At 57.5% G+C, this 20,676-nt stretch carries 15 protein-coding genes and 1 pseudogene; 5 read left to right on the top strand and 11 right to left on the bottom strand.

Translation table 11 applies throughout. The features are described from left to right. Positions 1-71: 71 nt before the first annotated feature. Entirely contained in the window at positions 72-671 is a 600-nt protein-coding gene (locus tag ACZ5K9_RS07970) for a Tll0287-like domain-containing protein (protein WP_464273882.1), read from the bottom strand. Positions 672-803: 132 nt separating this feature from the next. Here ACZ5K9_RS07970 and ACZ5K9_RS07965 point away from each other — a divergent pair, with 132 nt between their 5' ends. Further along, positions 804-1,379, top strand: coding sequence for a rhodanese-like domain-containing protein (locus ACZ5K9_RS07965; protein ID WP_464273881.1), 576 nt, complete (start codon positions 804-806; stop codon positions 1,377-1,379). 147 nt (positions 1,380-1,526) lie between these two features. Here the strand turns inward: ACZ5K9_RS07965 and ACZ5K9_RS07960 are convergent, their stop codons facing one another. From ACZ5K9_RS07960 to ACZ5K9_RS07945, 4 genes are all read right to left on the bottom strand, one after another. Continuing rightward, the gene (locus ACZ5K9_RS07960) at positions 1,527-1,916 is read right to left on the bottom strand and encodes a metallopeptidase family protein (RefSeq protein ID WP_464273880.1); all 390 of its coding nucleotides are present in this window, start codon (positions 1,914-1,916) and stop codon (positions 1,527-1,529) included. Between the two features lie 94 nt (positions 1,917-2,010). Beyond that, positions 2,011-3,336 (bottom strand): DUF362 domain-containing protein, encoded by a 1,326-nt coding sequence (locus ACZ5K9_RS07955; RefSeq protein WP_464273879.1) that lies wholly within the window; start codon positions 3,334-3,336, stop codon positions 2,011-2,013. Positions 3,337-3,692: 356 nt separating this feature from the next. Further along, positions 3,693-6,896, bottom strand: a complete 3,204-nt coding sequence (carB, locus tag ACZ5K9_RS07950; RefSeq protein WP_464273878.1) for a carbamoyl-phosphate synthase large subunit — start codon at positions 6,894-6,896, stop codon at positions 3,693-3,695. A gap of 247 nt (positions 6,897-7,143) precedes the next feature. Beyond that, the gene (locus ACZ5K9_RS07945) at positions 7,144-8,040 is read right to left on the bottom strand and encodes a Tim44 domain-containing protein (protein WP_464273877.1); all 897 of its coding nucleotides are present in this window, start codon (positions 8,038-8,040) and stop codon (positions 7,144-7,146) included. Between the two features lie 141 nt (positions 8,041-8,181). Between ACZ5K9_RS07945 and ACZ5K9_RS07940 the strand changes: the two genes are divergently transcribed. Continuing rightward, positions 8,182-8,502, top strand: coding sequence for a heavy metal-binding domain-containing protein (locus tag ACZ5K9_RS07940; RefSeq protein ID WP_464273876.1), 321 nt, complete (start codon positions 8,182-8,184; stop codon positions 8,500-8,502). Here the strand turns inward: ACZ5K9_RS07940 and ACZ5K9_RS07935 are convergent. From ACZ5K9_RS07935 to ACZ5K9_RS07925, 3 genes are all read right to left on the bottom strand, one after another. Beyond that, a complete protein-coding gene (locus tag ACZ5K9_RS07935; protein WP_464273875.1) occupies positions 8,499-9,278 on the bottom strand; it encodes a thymidylate synthase family protein in 780 nt (259 codons plus the stop codon). The two genes, ACZ5K9_RS07940 and ACZ5K9_RS07935, sit on opposite strands and share 4 nt — an antisense overlap. A 273-nt stretch (positions 9,279-9,551) precedes the next feature. After that, positions 9,552-10,199, bottom strand: a complete 648-nt coding sequence (locus ACZ5K9_RS07930; protein WP_464273945.1) for a superoxide dismutase — start codon at positions 10,197-10,199, stop codon at positions 9,552-9,554. Positions 10,200-10,490: 291 nt separating this feature from the next. Next, positions 10,491-11,906, bottom strand: coding sequence for a DNA recombination protein RmuC (locus ACZ5K9_RS07925; RefSeq protein WP_464273874.1), 1,416 nt, complete (start codon positions 11,904-11,906; stop codon positions 10,491-10,493). A 500-nt stretch (positions 11,907-12,406) separates the two neighbouring features. Between ACZ5K9_RS07925 and ACZ5K9_RS07920 the strand changes: the two genes are divergently transcribed. Together ACZ5K9_RS07920 and ACZ5K9_RS07915 are read left to right on the top strand one after the other, a co-directional pair. Beyond that, complete coding sequence (locus ACZ5K9_RS07920) at positions 12,407-13,732, top strand: IS1380 family transposase (protein ID WP_464273873.1); 1,326 nt, start codon at positions 12,407-12,409, stop codon at positions 13,730-13,732. A 1,815-nt stretch (positions 13,733-15,547) separates the two neighbouring features. After that, a pseudogene (locus ACZ5K9_RS07915) lies at positions 15,548-16,066 on the top strand (lipocalin family protein). A gap of 780 nt (positions 16,067-16,846) precedes the next feature. On the opposite strand, the gene ACZ5K9_RS07910 reads toward ACZ5K9_RS07915, so the two are convergent. From ACZ5K9_RS07910 to ACZ5K9_RS07900, 3 genes are all read right to left on the bottom strand, one after another. After that, entirely contained in the window at positions 16,847-17,689 is an 843-nt protein-coding gene (locus ACZ5K9_RS07910; RefSeq protein WP_464273872.1) for an IS3 family transposase, read from the bottom strand. Beyond that, the gene (locus tag ACZ5K9_RS07905; RefSeq protein WP_464273871.1) at positions 17,677-18,009 is read right to left on the bottom strand and encodes a transposase; all 333 of its coding nucleotides are present in this window, start codon (positions 18,007-18,009) and stop codon (positions 17,677-17,679) included. The genes ACZ5K9_RS07910 and ACZ5K9_RS07905 overlap by 13 nt, the downstream gene beginning before the upstream one ends. 1,354 nt (positions 18,010-19,363) lie before the next feature. Next, on the bottom strand, positions 19,364-19,639 hold the full coding sequence (locus ACZ5K9_RS07900) for a hypothetical protein (protein ID WP_464273870.1): 276 nt from the start codon (positions 19,637-19,639) through the stop codon (positions 19,364-19,366). Between the two features lie 329 nt (positions 19,640-19,968). Between ACZ5K9_RS07900 and ACZ5K9_RS07895 the strand changes: the two genes are divergently transcribed. Continuing rightward, entirely contained in the window at positions 19,969-20,532 is a 564-nt protein-coding gene (locus ACZ5K9_RS07895) for a Uma2 family endonuclease (protein WP_464273869.1), read from the top strand. Positions 20,533-20,676 lie beyond the last annotated feature (144 nt).

Here is a 20,676-nt window from a genome sequence, read left to right as displayed (position 1 = left end):
CACACGGAAAGCCTTCGCGAAGAGGCGGACCGATCGAGCCCTTGGGCCCAAGGCCGCCCAGTGCCGGCGTTTTAAGGTCCCGCCACCTCTTCTCGAGGAATGGTCACGTGGATGACGCCTCGAAACTCTCCTGGTGCGTAGCCCCGAGCACGATCCCCAGGGTAGAGCGTGTCCAAGGTTGCCTTGATGTTTTCCGGCATTTTTTCTTCCGGGCCGTGACAGGTCAGACACATCCCCACGATGCGGATCGGTTCAAAATAGTGATAAGTTGTGCTCTGCACGAACATCACCGGCTGAAGCGGCGCATCCTCTCGAGACGCCGCGTCCATGTCCTGTAAGACTTTGGTTTCCAAGGCGTCCGGACGATTCATCTCGTTTCGCCATCGCAAGCTCGTGCGCTTCACCGTCATGGTGGGGATCTCCATCAAACGGGGAATGTCTGCCGTGAGCAGCAAGGCCTTCTGAGAACACACCCGAATGGCCTGTCCGGGACCGCCGCTCTGCATGGCGGCCGCCAACTCCGAACGCAGCACCTTTTGCAATTCGGCCGCCGCGTTGGCCCCCAACTGCCGCGCCTTCTCCTCCGGCGTCACCCCTTCAGCCGATCCCAGGCATAGGCTGGCAAGCACGAGCAGCCCGACGATCCTTCTCATTCGAGCCTTGTGGTCCATGGCAAACCCTCCGGGGTGGCTGTCCTAGATGTTTACATTGATTTTCAATTGAGTTTATCATTGACAGTACCTCTGGCATTGTCAATCGTTAAACAAGCGGGTGTGGGGAACGAACACACAAAGGAGGTAAAGATGAAACGACGGAGCATCACCTGCATCGCCATCTGGGTCCTCTTGGTTTTTACCTCGGGGGCGCTCGCGGCCGACGTGCCCTCCGATGAAAAGAAGAGAACAAGTCTCAATAAGTATGTGACCGCTTTGGAAGCCTATGAAATGTGGAAGGCCGATCCCCAAAAGGTCAAGGTGCTTGACGTGAGAACCCCGCAAGAATACGTGTTTGTCGGGCACGCGGCCATGGCCGTGAACATCCCATCCGAATTGTGGACCGGAAAATGGGACCCGGCAGTGAAGGACTTCCCGCTCGCACCCAACCCTGATTTTGAAGCCCAGGTCAAAGCGCGGTTTCAACCTGATGACGTTCTTGTAGTGATGTGCCGATCCGGACACCGCAGTGCCAGAGCCATTGAACGCTTGGCGGCTGCAGGCTTCACCAACGTCTATAATATCGTGGACGGGTTCGAAGGCGATAAGGTCAAAGACGCGGAAAGCTATTTTAAAGGCAAAAGAATGACCAACGGCTGGAAAAACTCTGGGGCGCCGTGGACCTACGATCTGGATCCTCAGCTCGTTTTCGCACCCGGACAATGATTTTTTCGGATCCGGTGCCCCCACACCCGAGCTTCGAGCGGCGGCCGAAAAGACTTTCTCGGTTTCGGCCGCTTTTTTCCATCTTCCCGTCTTATTCCCCAGGTCCCCCGAACCCGGCGAGGAAACCTCCGCCACTTCGGCTCGCCCTTAGCCGTATCCCAACTCTTCAAGCCGCTCGTCGCTCAGCCCGAGCGCGTGGGCAACTTCGTGGACTACGGTGATTTCAATCTCTTCGATGAGTTCTTCTCGTGTGCTGCACAGTTCTTCCAACGGGTCCTGGAATAAGTAGATCGTGTCCGGGTACAATGGGGGATCTGTAAGGCTGCGTTCGGTCAGCGGCACACCGTCGAAAAGACCCAAGAGGGTCTCACCGCGGGGAATCCCCATTTCCTCCAGGAGCTCCCGACTCGGGCGTCGCTCCACAGCGATCACCATATTGTCCAGGTGCTGCCGGATTTCCCAAGGGATCCGAGCGATCGCCTGTTCCACAACCTTTTCAAACTCACGGGTGCTCAACCGGATTCTTTTTTGCGTCATCCATGGTCCTTTCGCCCAAGACCTGAGCCCCCTGGGCTTCACTTCCCCGTGACGGGCCGGCGCTTCCCACGGCCAAGGAGCGGGCACAAGGTGATCAGGGCGTCTGATACAACGCCTCATCGAATTCGGGATTGCCCGCATACCTTTTCATAAACCGCCCGGGGTAAAGAGCATAGCTTTCCAGGACCGCCGCATCCACGGGAATGCCCGCCTCGTGAAAAGCCTTGGCGATCTCGGCCGGTTTCGGTGGACAGCCGCCGACGGCGATGGCATGGGCGATGGCCGGGTTGTGCCGGTGCCTCTGCGCCATGCATCGGCCCAGAAGAATGGTGTGTTTCTTTCCCGGTGTCGGATCCATGGCCTTTCCAGTGAGGACCTCCACATCATCCCAGGTTTTCCCCTGCCACGCCCTGGCGATGGCCGTGAGCACCAATCCGTTCATGAAGGAGCAATACGTGCACAGCGTTTCGTCGTATTTTCGGTAGCTCACGCCCCTGATCCCCATCTTGGCCATGGCCTCCGGCAGGGTCCCTTCGGCGTTATAGTCGAAGGTGTAAGCATGAGGCCGCTGCAGCGTCTCGGGGGATTCTCCATGGACCACGAGATCGGAAAGGTCTGTGGGACGACCAGCCTCCTCGGCGGCGTAGCGCAGGTGAGGTACCCGGTCCGCCCCATAACCCAACAGATGGGCCCCGACCTTGTCCGCGGAAAGCACATCGCCGGAGGCGATCAAGACATTCATCCGATGGGCCGTCCCGTCGAAAGCCGGTCCTCGTTCGTTGCTGAAAATCCCATCAATGAGCGTGAAGACAGGCGGGAGGTTCCGGGGCAGCGTGGAAATCATGCGATGGAGGTTCCATTGAGGGTCCGGGCTGTGACATCGCTTACGCGACGCCAGGTCGATGAGACCTTTCAAGTTCTTGATCCCGAGACTCACCACAGTCTGGGCATGGGTTTTGAGCACCGGAAGGTTGACGATGAGGTCGCTGTCCAGCGCGTCCACGTTAAAGGCAAGCTCCAGTCCATCGGCGACGGGCAGCTTCCGGAATGGCCTCTTGAACACATCCACCAACGTGACGTCATAGCGCCGGGCCAGGTCTTCATATCCCAAAGCCTTGAAGGCCCTGGCCGCCAAGTCTTTGTCCTTGGGGTTGAGGTTTACCAGGCCTTCGCCCAGCGCGATCGAACCGACTCCGGCATCCCTGAGGCACCGCAGCACATCCTCCACGACCCGCGTCGTGGTGATGACGCCCCATTTGGGGAAGGGGGATGCCGACGTCCAGCACACTACATTGGGCTTAACAAAGACCCGCGTGTCAGGCCGCAATGCACCGAATCCCCCGGCCGCCTCCACCGCCGCCGCCACCGAACGATACGGCTCATCATAACGCACCAGCCCGACGCGATATGTCTTTTCCATGATGCCTCTCCAACGCTTCACCGATAACGATGCTCGTGGCCCGCCACCGGTTTGAGTGTCCCCTACCCTGGGGCTTTTCGGTTTCCGCCTCCTCGGTGGAGTGCAAAGCCGTTCCACGCTCCCGAGCCGTCCGCGATCCCATTCCGAAGCTTTCGGCGATCGATGCACCTCCACGGAGGTCTCCACCGAAGGCTGAAGTTTCCCTATGGAAGGGCCCGACCGTCTGCTCCAGAACCCGTAGATCCGGCGGTTGTGGGAACGGCGGGGTCTCGCCTTCCCCACCGAGTGGGCCGGCCGGATCTAGGAAAAACCCGCCTGGAAACGAATCGGGTCTCTGCCGGGCCCCCTCTTTCCGGTTATCGAATAGCCGCGTGGTATTCCTGAAGGGACTTCACATCGCCGTGGCCACGCCGCCACGCCTCGATGCCGCGTACCGCGGCTTCCGCCGCCGCTATGGTGGTGATGTACGGAATTTTGTATTTGACCGCCGCTTTGCGGATGTAAGAGTCGTCGTGTTCACCCCGTCGGCCGCTGGGCGTATTGACGACAAGCTGGATTTCCCCGTTTTTCACCGCATCCACAATGTTGGGGCGTCCTTCATGCATCTTGTCGATCCGCTCACAGGAAAGGCCGTTATCCAGGAAATACCGACAGGTCCCGGCAGTCGCCCGGATTTTGAATCCCATTTGATGAAACCGCTTGGCCACTTCCAAAGCCGCCGGCTTGTCTTTGTCGGTCACGGTGAAAAGGACGCAGCCTTCCACCGGCAAACGCTGCATGGCCGCTTCTTCGGCCTTATAAAAAGCCAAACCGAAAGAATCGGCCAAGCCCAACACCTCTCCCGTCGAACGCATCTCGGGACCCAGCACAGGGTCCACCTCCGGAAACATGTTGAACGGAAACACGGCTTCCTTCACCCCGTAATGGCCGAAGGCGCGTGTGGCCCACAGTCCGAGATCGGCCAACGTCTTTCCGAGCATGAGTTCCGTCGCCAATCGTGCCATGGGGATGTTGCACACCTTGGAGACCAAAGGCACCGTCCGGGACGCCCGAGGATTGGCCTCCAGGACGTACACCGTATCCTTGGCAATGGCGTATTGGATGTTCATCAGGCCGACCACGTGCAGCTCCACGGCGATCCTGCGGGTGTATTCCCGGATGGTTTCCAGATGACGCGCGGGGATGCTGATGGGCGGGATGACACATGCCGAATCTCCGGAATGGATCCCCGCTCTTTCAATGTGTTCCATGACCGCCGGGACGAACGCGTCCTTCCCGTCGGCCAAGGCGTCGGCTTCCGCCTCGATGGCGTCTTCCAGGAAGCGGTCAATGAGGATGGGCCGATCCGGGGTGACCCCCACAGCCGCCGACACGTACTCGCGCAGCATGTCCTCGTCGTACACCACCTCCATCCCGCGGCCTCCCAGCACATAGGACGGGCGAACCATCAAGGGGTAACCGATGCGTTTGGCCACCCCTAAAGCTTCTTCCAAAGTGCTCGCCATCCCCGACTCCGGCATGGGAATCCCCAGGTCTGCCATGCGTTTGCGGAAACGGTCACGATCCTCCGCCAGATCTATCGCCTCAGGGGATGTGCCCAAAATGTTCACCCCGGCTTCGGCCAATTCCCGGGCGATATTGAGAGGCGTTTGGCCGCCGAACTGGACCACGGCCCCGATGGGTTTTTCCTTTTCATAGATGGCCAGAACGTCTTCCACGGTGACGGGTTCAAAGTAAAGCTTGTCCGACGTGTCATAATCCGTGGAGACCGTTTCCGGATTACAGTTGACCATGATCGTCTCATAGCCCAAATCTCGCAGCGCAAAAGCCGCATGGACACAGCAGTAGTCGAACTCGATCCCTTGACCGATGCGGTTGGGACCGCCGCCCAAAACCATGACCTTGGGTCGCTCGGTGGTCGTCACCTGATCCGGCGCATTGTAAGTGGAATAGTAATACGCCGCGTTTTCCACACCGCTCACGGGAAGGGCATGCCAGCCTTGGACGATGCCCAGTTGTTTTCTCCGATCGCGGATGGAGGCTTCCGACACGCCCAAGAGTCCTGCCAAATACCGGTCGCTGAAGCCGTCCTCCTTGGCCCGCCGCAGCAGATCGTCGGGCAAGGGTTTGCCTCGATAGGCGAGAATTTCTTCTTCCAAGAGAACCAACTCGCGCATCTGTTCGAGAAAATACGGTTTGATGTAGGTCTTCTTGTAGAGTGTGGGAATGTCCACCCCCCGACGCAGGGCTTCATAAATGAGAAAGTACCGCTCGCTGCTCGGTTCCGCGAGCATCTCCAGAAGCTCATCTGGAGATTTGGTATGGAAGTCGCGGGCGAACCCCAAACCGTACCGACCGATTTCCAAAGACCGCACAGCTTTTTGAAGCGCTTCCTTAAAATTCTTCCCGATGCTCATGACCTCACCCACGGCCCGCATCTGGGTGCCCAACACGTCATGAGAACCGGGGAATTTTTCAAAAGCCCACCGCGCAAATTTCACCACCACGTATTCCCCCCAGGGGGCGTATTTTTCCAGCGTGCCTTCCTTCCAGTAGGGGATTTCGTCCAGGGTGACCCCGGCGGCCAGCATGGCCGAGATGAGGGCAATGGGGAAGCCGGTGGCTTTGGAAGCCAAGGCCGATGACCGGGAAGTTCGGGGGTTGATTTCAATGACCACCACACGCCCGGTTTTGGGATCGTGGGCAAATTGGATATTCGTGCCGCCGATGACCTCAATGGCTTCCACAATAGCATAGGAAGCTTCCTGCAGCCGTTTTTGAAGGGCCGGATCGATGGTGAGCATGGGAGCCGTGCAGAAGGAATCCCCGGTATGCACGCCCATGGCATCCACATTTTCGATGAAACACACCGTAATGCGCTGATTTTTGGCGTCCCGAACGACTTCCAGTTCCAGCTCTTCCCAGCCGAGCACCGATTCTTCCACAAGGATCTGCCCCACCATGCTGGCGGCGATCCCCCGGCTGGCCACCGTGCGCAGTTCCTCGACGTTGTAGACCAACCCGCCTCCGGTGCCCCCCAAGGTGTATGCCGGCCGGATGACGACCGGGTACCCCAATTCGGCGGCGATTTCTTCGGCTTCTTCCACACTGAACGCCGGTCGGCTGCGGGGCATGTCGATCCCAAGGCGGTTCATGGTCTCTTTGAAGGCGATGCGGTCTTCCCCCCGCTCGATGGCATCGGCTTGGACGCCGATAATGCGCACCCCGTAGCGGTCCAGAATACCTCGGCGATGGAGTTGCGCCGTCAGATTCAGACCCGTTTGGCCCCCGAGGTTGGGCAGCACGGCATCCGGACGTTCCTTGGCAATGATTTTTTCCAGAAACTCGACGGTCAGCGGTTCCAGATAGGTGACATCGGCCATGCCCGGATCGGTCATGATGGTGGCCGGATTGGAATTCACCAGCACGATCTCGTAACCCAATTTGCGCAGCGCCTTACAAGCCTGTGTCCCCGAGTAGTCGAATTCGCACGCTTGGCCGATGACGATGGGACCCGAGCCGATGATCAAGACCTTGTGGATGTCGTCTCTCCTGGGCATACGCGAACCGCCTTTCCTTCTCAAAGTTCAGGACATTATGAGTTTCACTAAAAATGCGGGTGGTGACCGCGAGTTCGGCGCGGGACTATACCAGAAAGGACTGCGCCCTGTATAGCGCGCTCATGGGACATCAGCTCAGGGAGCCGAAACAAAAAGAGGCCCGGGCCTCCATGCCGCCCGGACCTCTCTATTCGCCACACTGAATGACCTCGAGCCGTTTCCTTCCAATGAACCGCAGCGGAAACGGTCAGCCGGCCACCTGCTGAAGGCCCTCCACCACCCAGGCATCCCGATGGTCATGGCGCCGAAAGTGCCACAACTCACGGACCTGTTTGGCCATTTCCTGCTCGGTTTCCCGCATCATGACGTCAAACAGCACGGACGCCACGGTGTGGCCCTCCAGTTCTCGAACTTCCAAAAGTTCCGGATTGACCCACAACAGATGCGTCTGACTCGGCGTGGGATCTTCCTGCGCTTGGCGCCGGATTTCATCGTAGACTTCAGGGGAAACCGCCGGCCGGATCGCCTCGAGATCCCGCCGATCCCACGCTTCCTGGAGCTGGACGTAAAGCTTTTTCGCCGTCTCGATGAAACTCTGAGGGTCGAAATCTTTCGGGTACGAGGGCACCGTGCGTTCGGATGCGGCCGAATAGCCGCGGGCCTCCTGCGAGCCGCCCCCAAATCCGACGTCCGCCGCCGTTCCGACGCCGGACATGCCGAAGCCCGACGCCGATTGAGCGGCCAGCCTCCGGGCCTTCAAGAAACGAAAGAGAAGAAAGAGCCCCCCTCCAATGACCGCAAGATCCAACAGGCTTGGCCCACCCCAGGCATGCGACCCGCCGAAAAGGAGCGAGCCGATAAGGCCGCCCAAAAGGAGTCCACCCAACATGCCACCCCATGAACGGGTCGGCGAGGCGAAAGGCGATTGCCCCAGCGTCCCGGGCAAGGTCTGCCCGGTATCCCGCTGCGGCGAACTGAAAGTCTTGGACGGCGCCGGGGCGCTCCGTTGGTAGCTGGGACGACTCCCGAAAGATTTACCACCTCCGAACCGAGCCGCCTCCGCCACCTCAGCCCCAAAAGCCCAAAGGAAAACCCCCAAAAGAAGCAGCGCACCCCATAGCACAAGGACGGACTTCCGTTCCATGACTCCCCTTTTTCCCTTTTTCATCCCATGTTCCATGTCAGAGATCCCAAAAAATGTTGCCATTCCCAAACCCATTTCGTAATTTGAAAAATAACCAAGGTGGAACCCTGAGGCAACGATAATCGGAAGGAGGCGTCTCCGATGATCCTCACCACCACCCCCAGTGTCGAAGGGCGCAAGATCACCCAATATCTCGGCATCGTCACCGGCGAAGCCGTTATGGGAGCCAACCTTTTTCGCGATCTCTTCGCCGGCATCCGCGACATCGTGGGCGGCCGTTCGGCAGCCTACGAAAAGGAATTGCGCAAGGCCCGCGAGACGGCCTTTGAAGAGATTAAGGCGGCGGCTTTGAGCTTGGGCGCGGATGCCGTGGTCGGTGTGGACATCGACTACGAAGTCTTGGGGGAAAAAAACGGGATGCTCATGGTCAGTGTGAGCGGCACCGCGGTGCGCCTAGGCTAAGAGGAATCCCGTCGGGTATTGAGGTAGAGGCGCAGTCGGGCGAGGTCAAAATAGGCTTCCGCCAAGCCCAGTTTGAGGCACGTGACGAACATTTCGCCGTCTTCCACGCCGATCTGCTGGGCCATGTATTCCTTGACAAGCTGCAGGCAGGCCAAGTTCGCGGGAAGTCCGTTCCATAGGTTCCAGCTGCGGAAATGAACGCTGAAATGCAGCCGGCCGTACTTGATGGCCGTGTCCACGCCCCGCAGGCACTGGGTGGTGCCGGGTTCCCTTTTGTTAAAATCATTCGAAATCTTCCGTTCCCTCAGGCGTTTCCCGGTCGCCCGCTCAGCGACGCGAATGACTTCTTCGTAGTCCACCGACTCGTCATAAAAGAGAAGGCTTTCCGGCCGTCCGACGGTCATGTAGCAATGCTTGGTGCCCGGGCCGTTCTTTCGGTAATAGTCAATGACCCATTCAATCTGCCAAGCCAAATCCTGGCCGTAGGTGTAATGCTCCCCGGGCTGGACCACATCCGTCATGTAATACGGAAGATATTTTTCGGCATAGCCCGGTTCGACGGGATTCGGAATCCCGACCCCAGGCGGGATGTCCGGTTCCAACGGACGGGTCCCGGGATGGGTGATCTGAGCGGAAACAAAATCCAGTTCCCAACGTTTGGTGGGCGTGCTTCCCTTATCCACTTTGTATTCGCGGCCTTCTTCCACAGCCCGACGCACCAGTTGGTACCAAAGATCCGGAATATCCCGGGCCACCACAAAGGCCGCCTTCAGCATGCCCCGTCCTTTCCGTGTCTTGAAGCTTTTTGTGGAATCCGCGCACCGCCCGGTGAGCCTCTCCTTGACCGATTCCCCCGGCAGACGATGCACGCCGTCTCAAACCCGGGTCACTATGAAGACCCGATGAGGTTCTGTCAAGCTGCCGCCCCGACTCCATATGACCGGCCTCCGCGCGAGGATGATGCGGCACCGGCGCATTCCCCCTGGAGGTCGGTGCCCTGAGAAGAGGCTTCGGCCCTATGGCTCGGCCGAACCTCCCTCCCGAATCCATCACGCGATGCCGAGATTTTTTGCCACGAAGGACCAATCGATGAGGTGGGCGATAAAAGCATCCACATAGTCGGCCCGGCGGTTTTGATAGTCCAGGTAATACGCGTGCTCCCAAACATCTACCGTCAGCAGGGGTTTTTGGCCGTGAGCGATGGGCGTGTCAGCATTGGCAGTCTGGACGATCTTGAGCACCCCGGCGTCTTCCACAAGCCATGCCCAGCCGCTGCCGAAAACCCCGAGAGCGGCCGTTCGGAATTGTTCCACAAAAGCCCGAAAACTTCCAAAGTCCTTGATAAACCTCTGCATCAACGCCACATCGGGCTCGCCACCGCCTCCAGGTTTCATGCTGCGCCAGTAGAAGGTATGATTCCATACCTGAGCCGCATTGTTGAACACAGCCTTGTGCGCCGCCTTATCCGCCGTTTCGGTGACAATTTTTTCCAATCCCATTTCCGCAAAAGGCGTCCCTTGAACCAGTTCTTTCAATTTGGAGGCATAGCCGTGGTGGTGCTTGCCGTAATGAAACGATAGGGTTTTGGCGGACAGATGCGGCTCCAGAGCATTTTCCGGGTAAGGCAAGGCCGGCACATCCCAGGCCGCACCGCCATTGGTCTGTTGGGCCATGGCCGGACGGATCACGCCCGGCATGGATAAGATGACCGCCCCGGCCGTCATCGCGTGAAGAAATGTGCGGCGATCGATTCCCAATTCCTGTCGCGTCGTCATCGTCGTCCTCCTTCGGGTTTCCCCCCGATCCGCTCCGGGTTCTTGACTTTTCACCAGGCCGGTCCTTGCGCAGGTTTTCCCCGAAAATGTTCATCCTCGGTGCCCCCCAAGGCCGTGGACATCACTGGGCTGTTTATAATCCATCGTCCGCGACCTGACGACCCCCTCCACGGAATGCACGAAGAGCCAAAGAGAAGCCCTAGGGCAAGGCCCTCAGTCATCATGAGACAAATCCGGCGCAGTGAGGCTTCGGGGGCGAAGATCCACCTGAGGCTGTTCGGGAATGGGGGGGTGCGAGACGACCCCCAAATCCTGAAACCGGCGGGCGGCGGCGAGGACGCGACTTTCCAAAGACCCTACGGCATCGTTGTAGGCTTTGGTGGCCTTTGCCAAATGCCGGCCGATACCGGCGAAGTGTTCCGCCATTTTCGTGAGGCGCTCATAGAGCTGCTTGCCGAGCTCACTGATCTCTTGAGCGTTTCTCGCCATCTGCTCCTGCCGCCACCCGTAGGCCACCGCCCGAAGCAGGGCGATGAGTGTCGTGGGCGTGGCCATGATGACTCGATTTTCCAGGCCGTCTTCGATGACGGAACGGTCCGCATCCACGGCGGCACTGAAAAAGGATTCCCCAGGGACGAACATGACCACAAACTCCGGCGACCGCCGGAATTGTTCCCAATAGTGTCTGTCGGCCAAAGCTTTCATGTGGGCCCGCACCTGGGCGGCGTGCCTTTTCAGTGCCGCCTGGCGCTCTTCTTCCGATTCCGCCCCGACGGCGTCCAGATAAGCCTCGAGGGAAACCTTGGCATCCACGATGATCTCCCGTTCCGCCGGCAGCCGCACCACAAGGTCCGGCCGCATTCGACCGTCCTCGCTGCGCACGCTGACCTGTTCGGCAAAATCGCAGTGGTCGGACATTCCCGCCAGTTCCACGACCCGTCGCAAGGTCATTTCCCCCCAACGGCCTCGCACCTGGGGTTTACGCAGGGCGTTCACCAGATTCGCCGTCTCCTTTTGGAGGTTCTGATACCCGTCGTTCAAAATCTTCAGATGCGCCGTCAAGCCGGAGTAGGCCTCTTGGCGACTCTTTTCGACGGCGCGCAGCTGTTCTTCAAATTTCGCCAGCGTGTCGGCCAAAGGTTTCACCAGACCCTGGAGGGCCTCTTCCCGACGGCCCAAATCCCCTCGCGCGTCGGCCAACACCTTTTCAAACGTCTGTTTGGCCAAACCGAGAAAAATGTCCGAACTGCGCTGAAGCGTATCGCCGGCCAAAGACTTGAACGCATCGGTGAGATGGGTTTTGGCTTCGACGAGGAGGGCTTTTTCTTCCTCGAGGCGCCGTTCCGTTTCCGCGAGCCGTGTTTCCGCGGTCACCCGCAGCGTGCGCTCGGCAGACAGTTGATCCGTGAGGGCCTTCTTCTCCTCGGAGATCTTTTCGTGTTGAGTGCGCAATTCCGCAACGATTCCCTCCAAGCCCGCGGCGCGGTTTTCGGCCTCTTGAACCCGCCGCTCCAACGCCTCCACCGCTTCACTCTGCACCTTCCTTACCCAAACCAGCGCCACAAGCCAGGCAACCACAGCCCCCGCAGCGGCCCCAGTCAGCAAGAAAATAATCTTTTGCATTTCCATGACCTCACCTCCGCAATGCACCGATGGATTCCCACACTCCAGACTCGCGTGCTTCCGTTTGTGTCGGCAGATTTTCCCGCGAGTCGGCAACAGATGCGCCGCATCCCCGAAACGCCGAAAGAGGTTCATCAGTCCCGGTCGCTCTCCGAACACGTAGGGCGACCAGGACCCGAAACTGTTTCCAGAACGGCCGTTCGACCTTTGTCCTGCGTCTGGATAAGTCGTCGGACCGCCTCCACGATCATGTCCTTGGCAATGGCTTCGAAGGTTTGACCGTGCCGTTTCACTATCCGGTATTGGATGGGAGACCCCGGAATTTGTCCGCACCAGGCATAACAGAGGCGTGGCACGGGGATCGAGAAAAAGCCGTTCAAAGGCAATCCTTAATCCGTGAAATAGCGCCTATGCATAAAACTATTTTACTTTAGATATCTCATTGGATTTACATCTCATTTATGCTATAGGGTCTCCTGTCACATTTTCACCCGGCAGGTGAACTCATGAAGAAAATTGAGATCGAACAATCTTCGAAGGCCTTCTACAGCGGACACGCGGGCTTGGCCCTTGTGGGGAATCTGATCAACGGCTACACGAGCCTGTGCGAGCAGTTGGAAAAGGAAGTTCCAGGACGGCCGATGATCTCGCACGCGGATGTGGTCAAGACCTACTTGGGGCTTCTGTGTCTGGGCAAGAGTGACTTTGAAGCCGCTGCAGAGGTCGCCGGCGATGACTGGTTCAAAGAGGCTCTGGACATTCAGAAGGTCCCTTCGCAAGAAACTTTGCGGCAACGTTTGGACAAGCACGCGAGAGTTTTCGAACGTCTTGTCGGCGCAAGTAGCGTAGAATTGCTTGAGAGGACCCAGGTTCCCGTGACGGCGCTTTCCACGGGGCATGTGCCTTTGGACATGGATGTTTTCTGCCTGGACAATTCCGACACAAAGAAAGAAGGGGTTTCGCGGACGTACCAGGACTACGACGGATATGCGCCGATCGGGGCCTACCTTGGCCAGGAGGGATGGTGTGTGGGCCTGGAGCTTCGCCCGGGGTCTCAGCATTCTCAGAGTGGATTTGTTGACTTTTTGCGTAAGGTGTTGGTGCATGCGCGCAAGGTGACCTGCAAGCCCCTTTTGGTGCGAACGGACGCGGCTCATGATGCCCTGGAAACGCTTGTGGAGCTTCGCCGACACCCCAAGCTGAGCTTTATCATCCAATGGAATCCGCGCAGGGCCGACGTCCTTTCCTGGCGTGATCGGGCCTTCAGGGAAGGCCGTGTGAGTGAGCCCCGGCCCGGCAAGAAAGTGGCGGTCTTCAGCACGTGGGTGACGCGACACCATGAAAAGAGAACCTATCGGTTTCGGCTGGTGATCCGGGTCACCGAGAGGATATGGGATAGCGAGGGACAAATCTTGATCCGGCCTGATATCAAGCTGGAGGGTTGGTGGACGTCGCTTTCCGTCCCTGAAGATGAAGTCATCGGGTTGTACGAGAAGCGGGGTCTGAGCGAGCAGTTTCACAGTGAGATCACCTCCGACCTGGACTTGGAACGATTGCCGTCTGGAAAGTTTGCCACCAATGCGCTGGTGTTGACCCTGGGCGGACTGGCTTACAACATTTTGCGCATCCTGGGGCAAAACGGGCTCCTGGGCCATTTTTCGCCCGTACGGCATCGGGCCAAGCGACGTCGCGTAAAGACCGTGATCCAGGAGCTGATCTATATGGCAGCGCGCGTGATCCGAAGCGCTCGTCGGCTGAAGCTCCAGTTTGGTCGGCATTGTCCCGCTTTTCACGCTTTTCGGAGTGTTTATCTGAAATTTTGCCCAGCGTAGGGATCGCCGCCGCAAAAGCCTGAAAGCTCCTCTGGCCATAAGGGGGTGAAGAGTGTCCGAAAATGTCTGAGATGGCATCGTCATGAGAGCTTTTCAGTCCTTGAAAAGGCGATGACCCGAAAAAGTGGCTGAATCAGGGCATCAATGAGCCCCAAAATGGGTTCCGAATCCATGCTCGTCAGTCCACCCAATCACACTTCACTGATTCAGGGCAATGCAAGTAAAAAAGATATTGTTCGATTTAAAATGCCTTTTTCTGTTAAAAAAACATCCTCCAATGGGATGTCCCGCCCCATGGGTCCACGCCCTTTCACGCGATCCCCAGAAGCCACCCGCACGGACGTTGCGGTCTCCAATCAGTGGCCATCCGTTCGGCCGTCTTTTTTCAAAAGACGTCTTTCGATTACCATACCATACAACCTGTCTCTCCTTCGGGATCTTTTCACACTCACATGCGTCGCCATCCTGACCAAAAGGCGACGGCAAAACAGCCCTCCGGCGGAGTGCGTTTTTGGGCTCCTCCGTCCGATATCTGAAGCCGACAGGCGGAACCGCCGGTGCGAATCAGTGACTTTGACCGTCCTTTCGGGTCGGATAACGCTCACTTAGCAATGTGTAAAGAGAAATCCCACGTATCGATCGCCCGGGCTCGGCGGATGATTCCGGTCAAGCGTAATGGCCCATACGAGAGGCGTCGAGCCCAGATGCCGGTTTTTTCGTTCAAGGCAACAGCGGCCCTCCCTGGCCTCCTTGGGGCCACGGAGAGCCTGCCACCGTCCGAGGAGGAAGTCATGCCGCACGCACAAGAACCTTCCGACCGTCTTTTCGGCGATACCTTCCCGACCGCGGTCCGTCACGACCGAATACAGACCTCCTGGACCAACCGAAACGGGTGACGTTCGGACGGATCCGTCTGCGTGGCCAATACGGCCATGAGATGTTCATGGCAAGGCTTCCGCAACTCCTGCACGTCATGAGGGCGGGGGTCGCCTCGCTGGCCCTGACCGAAAGCTTCGCGCATGGGCTTTCCAGCGCCGTCACGCGTGCCTCAGGCTTTGGCCACGATCCGATCGGCCGCCGCCGTGCCGGATGATTTGTCTTGTCCGGAATCCGTGAGATTGCGTCCATGAGCAATACCGTCTTGCTGAATATACCATGGTCGGTTGACGTCTTTTTATGCTCTGGGATCTCTTGTCGCATTTTCAACTGGCCGGTGCATCGAATGGGATATGTGAAGGTCGGCCCACTTTGTCTCGTTCCACAGATTCAGGTGGATCGTGATGCCGCACCCCATCGGCGGCACTGTTATCCCCGCTGGGGCGCCCCCATGGTCGCCCCGATGCCGGGCTGCGCCCTGACCCAATGGAGCGCACCGATTTAGGGCAGGCAGGGGGGTCTGCCCCTACGGGATCGTTGCCCCAGGCTGGCATCGATTCCACATCATGCCCACAAAACACTAGAGCGATGGCGGGATCACACGGATTCAGGAATTGTCCAATCCTTCTCACGGGCAAGCCATAGCGTGACGGAGCCCCTGTCGTGAGCGGCTGGGAACGTAAATTTCGGCACGGCAATCCGTTCCTGCAGGCGGGTCATGCCGTCGCCTGTCGTGCACTTAAAAGCATGACAGGTTATCATCCCGTGGACATGACACTTAAACAGAGTTCGGCCATTGGCCGGCAACCCATTGCCGGCCAGGGGCACGACCCGGTCCGAAAGGCGACTCATGCAACAGGAGCATCAAGCGAACCCGGGCTTCCAACAAGCACAGAAGAGTAGCCCCACGTTACGTAGCGCGGGGCAGAGGAGGGCGACATGCCATTGAAATGGGCGACTGTTTTGTTTTCATTTTTCATGACGAGCTGCACGGGAATCCCGGCAGACGTGAAACCTGTCGATCACTTCAATTTAGAGAAATATCTAGGCACATGGTACGAAATCGCCCGACTGGATCATCCCTTCGAGCGAGGGCTGACCCAAGTCACGGCCGTTTACAGCCTGCGCGAAGACGGCCGTCTCAGGGTGGTGAACCGCGGTTACTCGGTCAATGAAGGCAAATGGAAGGAAGTGGAGGGGCATGCCGACTTCGTCGATCGACGAGACCAAGGATAGCTGAAGGTCACATTCTTTTGGCCATTCTACAGTTCTTACATTGTCTTTGAACTGGATCACATCGGATACCAATATGCACTGGTCTGTGGATCCACCAAATCTTATCTGTGGATTTTGGCGAGAACACCTAAAATCACCGATGAACTGAAGCAGAGCCTCGTGAAAAAGGCTGCATCGCTGGGTTTTTCTACTGAAAAGCTCATCTTCGTCGAGCATGAATAGGCCAGGTTGTGCACGCGACTCCATGCGGTCGCCTGTCATTTTTCCCTGAATCCGTGCGATCCCCGCCATCGCTCGATTGTTTGTGGTCATCGTTTTGAATGTTTGCCCCCGTCGGGCAACGATAATATCGGGGCAGGCCCCTGTGCCGCCCGATCTCCGTGCCCGGTGCCTGCCCCCGAACGGGGCGGGCACAGCGGCCCGCCCCTACAAGTGCATCATGGGGCCGTGCCGGCTCTCATGGGACATCCACACAAAGGAACACCCCGACGGACGCCGTTCATCCTTGAGGGCAAACCCCGTGGCTGCATTGTAGCGGCCGCCCCACGTGTTGGCACTGGAGGGGTAGGCCCCCGCACCTGCCCGACATCGGTCGGGTCCACCGTATGAGGACCACACCCGGTATCACGGCGACCGCGACGGCTCGCCTCACAAGGACAACAGTTCCGTGTAATGACCCCTATGAATCAAGACCAGAATTCACATTATTGGAAACGTGCTGCTCTTGCCTTTTTTCTCCGTGGCAAAAACAAAGGGTCATGCCCTTTCGGCCTTCGCTCCAGGCCTTGACAACCGGTTTTGGGCCTGATGACCGGGAGGCGGTTTTGGCGGTTGCACTGAGGAAAAGGCGTTGGTTTGTCCGCCCTTGCCCGCTTTCCATGATAGCAGGCCCAAAACCGGCAAGCCCTTCGGGTTGTCAAGGTCGTTTCGCTCCCGCCGGTGCCTCCGGCGGGGCGGTTCCCTAAGGAAAAAGGAACAGCCCAACCGGGTTTGTCATGTCGGCTAAGCGGCCAGCTCACAGCGATACTCAACCGGACTCACATACCCCAGCTCTTGGTGTGGTCTCTCGGTGTTGTACTCCTGGATCCAGGCCCCGATGGTCGCCTTCGCCTCAGCAAAGGACGAAAACAGGTTGAGCCAGATGCACTCCTCCTTAAGGGTTCTCATGAACCGCTCGATCACCCCGTTTTGCTCCGGACTGTAAGGGGTGATGTACTCGGCGCGCAGACCGTAGGCGCGGACGAGTTTGAGGTAGCGTTTCGACGTGAAGATGAGTCCATTGTCACTTCTCAGAGCAAGCCCACGGGAGGCGGCTTTGTTTCGAGCAAATCGGCAAATGAGGGCATCTTCCAAGGCGCCTTCCGCCACCTTGGCATTTTGCCTGCGGCTGATCCGATAACCCACAATCTCCCGGTTCCAACAATCGATCACCGCAACCACATGACACCATCCGGAATCCGAGCAGAAAAAGTGCGTCATATCCGTCGCCCAACGTACATTGGGGGCGTCGGCCACCGAGCTCTTACTTTGGGCCCGTGGCCGCATGCCTCGAGGACGCTTGGCCACGATCCAACCATTTCGCTGCATGATCCTGTGGACCTTTTTCCTGTTTACGATCAAGTCCATACGCCGGCGGAGCATGACGGTGATCCGTCGATAACCATAACGGGGATAACGTTGGATCAGCTGGTAGATTGCCTGTTCGACCTCACGATCAACTGAAAGTGCTTTGCGCTTTCGAGGCTTGTAGTGCACCGTCGACCAAGGCACCGCTAACCACCCGGCTACTTTGCGCAAGCTGACTTTATGGCCCTGTGCTTCAAGCTCCGTTTTTACTCGGAGCACGAGCTCTCTTGCTCGATGAGAATAGTTTCGGCTTTTTTTAAAACATCGATCTGCAGCACCAGTTCACCGATCTTTTCCCGGTGCCGCTTGAGCTCCTTCCGGAAGATCGCTTCCATGGATTTCGGCTTGACCTTGAGAGCCTGGGTGCCGAACGCGATGAACGTATCCATCCATTGCTGGATTTCGCTCTGCTTGAGATCGTGCTCGCGCGCCACATCCACGATGGTCTTGTGGCCCTTGAGGACCTCCAGCACGATCTCCCTTTTACGATTGGCCGTCCACCTTTGGATACGAACCAGCTTAACCGCTTTCCCTTCCATCACGTACCCCCTTTCGCGGACCCAATCTACCTTTTATTGCTGGTCCAGTCCAGTTGGGGGTCATTATATCCGTGCATGTGTTTTGGCATCACGATAAGCCTGAATTCTTGGAACGGGACGGCGTGCACTGACCTTTAGATGTCCGAATTGATGCACATGCCTGGGGAAATGTCATGGAAAACTCTTCGGCATAAAAAACATTAAATTCAATATCATACCTTCGCTACGATGATTTTAGATTGAAACGCAACTTCGTGCATTCTTAAGGTTTCATTGTGAATCGGCCCAATCAAGCACGCATGGAGCAAGGAAATCGGCCACGGGCATTTTATCTTCGAACCTCATGATTTTATCCGGCATGCCGACGAGGTTCTCGATCTCCGCATAAACAGGATCCGAGCCAATCACGACCCTTTCATGAATCCATTGTCGCTCCCGCTCCGGCATGTCCGCCGATGAGTGCTGCGAAGCTTTACCCGCAGCGTCACCGAAACCCGATAGACGAGAATACCAATAAAAATTGCATCTTACCTAAACAAAACAATAGTCTTTCGCGCGTAATTTTTTTTGTCTTAGTAGAGACAACACATCGGCTCACGGGTGCGGGCCGTTTTCGGGCCCCAACCCCTGTGGACCTGGTTGTGATAGTCCTTTTTTCATTTTGAATGATTCCACCACCTGGCGGACATCAGCCAAACATCATTGGCCGCTTGGATTCATCGAGGCGCATTGACACCCGCCAGACTTCTTTTCAAGAAGAATTTTGGCATAAATGAGTGATCTGCCGTTTTTTTCAAAATCATTTTCAATGTCTTTTTTCGTGTACCCAAAGCAGTAACAAACGATATCCTCATCATTGAATCTCGGTCTCTTGAAAAAGGGCGATTCCATCGCCATTGTTTTCCCCCACATTCCCTTGAGTTTCCTATACTGTCAAGTGCCTGCAAATGCACAGATTGTCGCCGGTGAATCGGCCGGCAATGCGGAGCGGCCGAGTCGGCGGCTTATGTGAATGCAGGTTTGAACATTGTGTGTCATTATTTTTTTAATTTCAACACAACGACAGAGGGCTGTTCCGAGCAACCCGCCCATCATTGGCGTGAACCCATAAAGCCAACGCTCCGACATAGGCCGGTCATCCACAGATACTGCAACCCGTGTGTTCTAAGGCGGATGCCCCGGCGATTTTCTGAAGGAACGAGAAATCAGATGGGCGACGGTGACCCGAGTTCATACGATCCCCGCCGTCAATCTATTGGTTTGTGGTCATAAACTGGAATCGATGCTGGCCTCGGGCAACGGTACCATAAGGGCAGGCCCCTGCGTCTGCCCGGAATCGGTGCGGTCCATTGGATCAGGGCGCAGCCCGGTATCGGGCCGACCACGGGGCATGGCCCCTCTGAGCTTGGGAAGGCCTTGGCTCCAGCTCCATGGCCGCCTTTGGCGCGGCACATTCTTTCATCTGCCCAAAAAGGCGGATGGTGTCGTGGGTTCGATCCCCGGCTTCGCCCTGCCGATGACGCTTAGGGGGCGACCCGGCGCGGCGCTTCACGACCCTGCGAATCAACAGTTGCACATGCGCATCCATAAGGCACGCGCCCGACAGAACAACAACCTCGTCCGACCTCATGGACTACTCCTTCCTTTGTCCCTCCGAGGCTTTTCTTCATTTCTGGAAGTGCTTTGGTCACTATCCAACGACAATATTTTCAGCTTCAGGGTAAAAAGTATTGGGCATCCTTGTGCAGGTTTTCCGTCATTGGGCGCCGGATGGCGCTCCGGAGGGATCTTCAGAGGCGACTGGAATCCCCGCAACCGAGACCCAGAACAGCTTAGGCTGAGTCGGATTTTGCTTCTGAGAACGCTGTCGGCACATGTGCGGGGTTTCTTGACACGTGAGGCCAACCCGGTGATATTTTCCTCTAATCTTTTGTCACTTTCCTGAGAACGGGCACAGCGATGTCAGAACCAGCGAAGAAACGGGCCGTGTATGAAGATCTCTACGCGCTGCCCGAAAACGTCATCGGTGAGATCATCAACGGCGAAATGGTCGTCGCGCCGCGTCCATCGCGCAAGCACGCCGTGGTCTCCTCACGTATAGGTGGGGAAATTATCCCTTTTTTTGATTTCGGCCGTGGTGGGGGCCCGGGAGGGTGGGTGATCATCCTGGAGCCGGAAGTCGCCTTCGGCGACGATATCCTGGTACCGGACCTGGCCGGGTGGACAAAAGAGCGGTTCCCACGGGAAGAGTCCCACAATTGGATTTCCGTCGTTCCCGACTGGATCTGCGAAGTGCTTTCTCCTGCCACCGCACGCCGCGACAGGGCGGTCAAAATGCCCTTGTACGGCCGTCACGGCGTGAAACACCTCTGGCTCCTGGATCCTGATCTGCAGACCCTGGAAGTTTTCGCACTCAAGGAAAGCCGATGGGTGCTGGCGGGCGTCTATGCCGGCTCGGACAAAATCCGTGCCGAACCTTTTGATCTGGTGGAACTCGACCTGGGTCTGATCTGGCTGGATTAAAGCTTGACGACAAGAAACCGCTGGGGTCACTTTCACGCACGGGGGGCTGCCAAACGCGGCCTGGATCGAACTGGATTGGCATACCTTAGGATTTCGTTGGCTCGTATTTGGCTGATTTTTAGAGACATAAGACCGACCCGGTAA

It is taken from the genome of Desulfosoma profundi (assembly GCF_055387865.1).
Note: the sequence above shows the minus strand (reverse complement) of the source record. Positions and strands in the feature narration are given on the sequence as shown.

Coding starts and splice junctions, on each gene's coding strand:
- ACZ5K9_RS07945 (WP_464273877.1), bottom strand. CDS start 8,040: ATGGAACGGAAGTCCGTCCTTGTGCTATGGGGTGCGCTGCTTCTTTTG.
- ACZ5K9_RS07960 (WP_464273880.1), bottom strand. CDS start 1,916: ATGACGCAAAAAAGAATCCGGTTGAGCACCCGTGAGTTTGAAAAGGTT.
- ACZ5K9_RS07895 (WP_464273869.1), top strand. CDS start 19,969: ATGTCAGAACCAGCGAAGAAACGGGCCGTGTATGAAGATCTCTACGCG.
- carB (WP_464273878.1), bottom strand. CDS start 6,896: ATGCCCAGGAGAGACGACATCCACAAGGTCTTGATCATCGGCTCGGGT.
- ACZ5K9_RS07920 (WP_464273873.1), top strand. CDS start 12,407: ATGAAGAAAATTGAGATCGAACAATCTTCGAAGGCCTTCTACAGCGGA.
- ACZ5K9_RS07940 (WP_464273876.1), top strand. CDS start 8,182: ATGATCCTCACCACCACCCCCAGTGTCGAAGGGCGCAAGATCACCCAA.
- ACZ5K9_RS07905 (WP_464273871.1), bottom strand. CDS start 18,009: ATGGAAGGGAAAGCGGTTAAGCTGGTTCGTATCCAAAGGTGGACGGCC.
- ACZ5K9_RS07965 (WP_464273881.1), top strand. CDS start 804: ATGAAACGACGGAGCATCACCTGCATCGCCATCTGGGTCCTCTTGGTT.
- ACZ5K9_RS07900 (WP_464273870.1), bottom strand. CDS start 19,639: ATGAGGTCGGACGAGGTTGTTGTTCTGTCGGGCGCGTGCCTTATGGAT.
- ACZ5K9_RS07970 (WP_464273882.1), bottom strand. CDS start 671: ATGGACCACAAGGCTCGAATGAGAAGGATCGTCGGGCTGCTCGTGCTT.
- ACZ5K9_RS07925 (WP_464273874.1), bottom strand. CDS start 11,906: ATGGAAATGCAAAAGATTATTTTCTTGCTGACTGGGGCCGCTGCGGGG.
- ACZ5K9_RS07935 (WP_464273875.1), bottom strand. CDS start 9,278: ATGCTGAAGGCGGCCTTTGTGGTGGCCCGGGATATTCCGGATCTTTGG.
- ACZ5K9_RS07930 (WP_464273945.1), bottom strand. CDS start 10,199: ATGCCGGGCGTGATCCGTCCGGCCATGGCCCAACAGACCAATGGCGGT.
- ACZ5K9_RS07955 (WP_464273879.1), bottom strand. CDS start 3,336: ATGGAAAAGACATATCGCGTCGGGCTGGTGCGTTATGATGAGCCGTAT.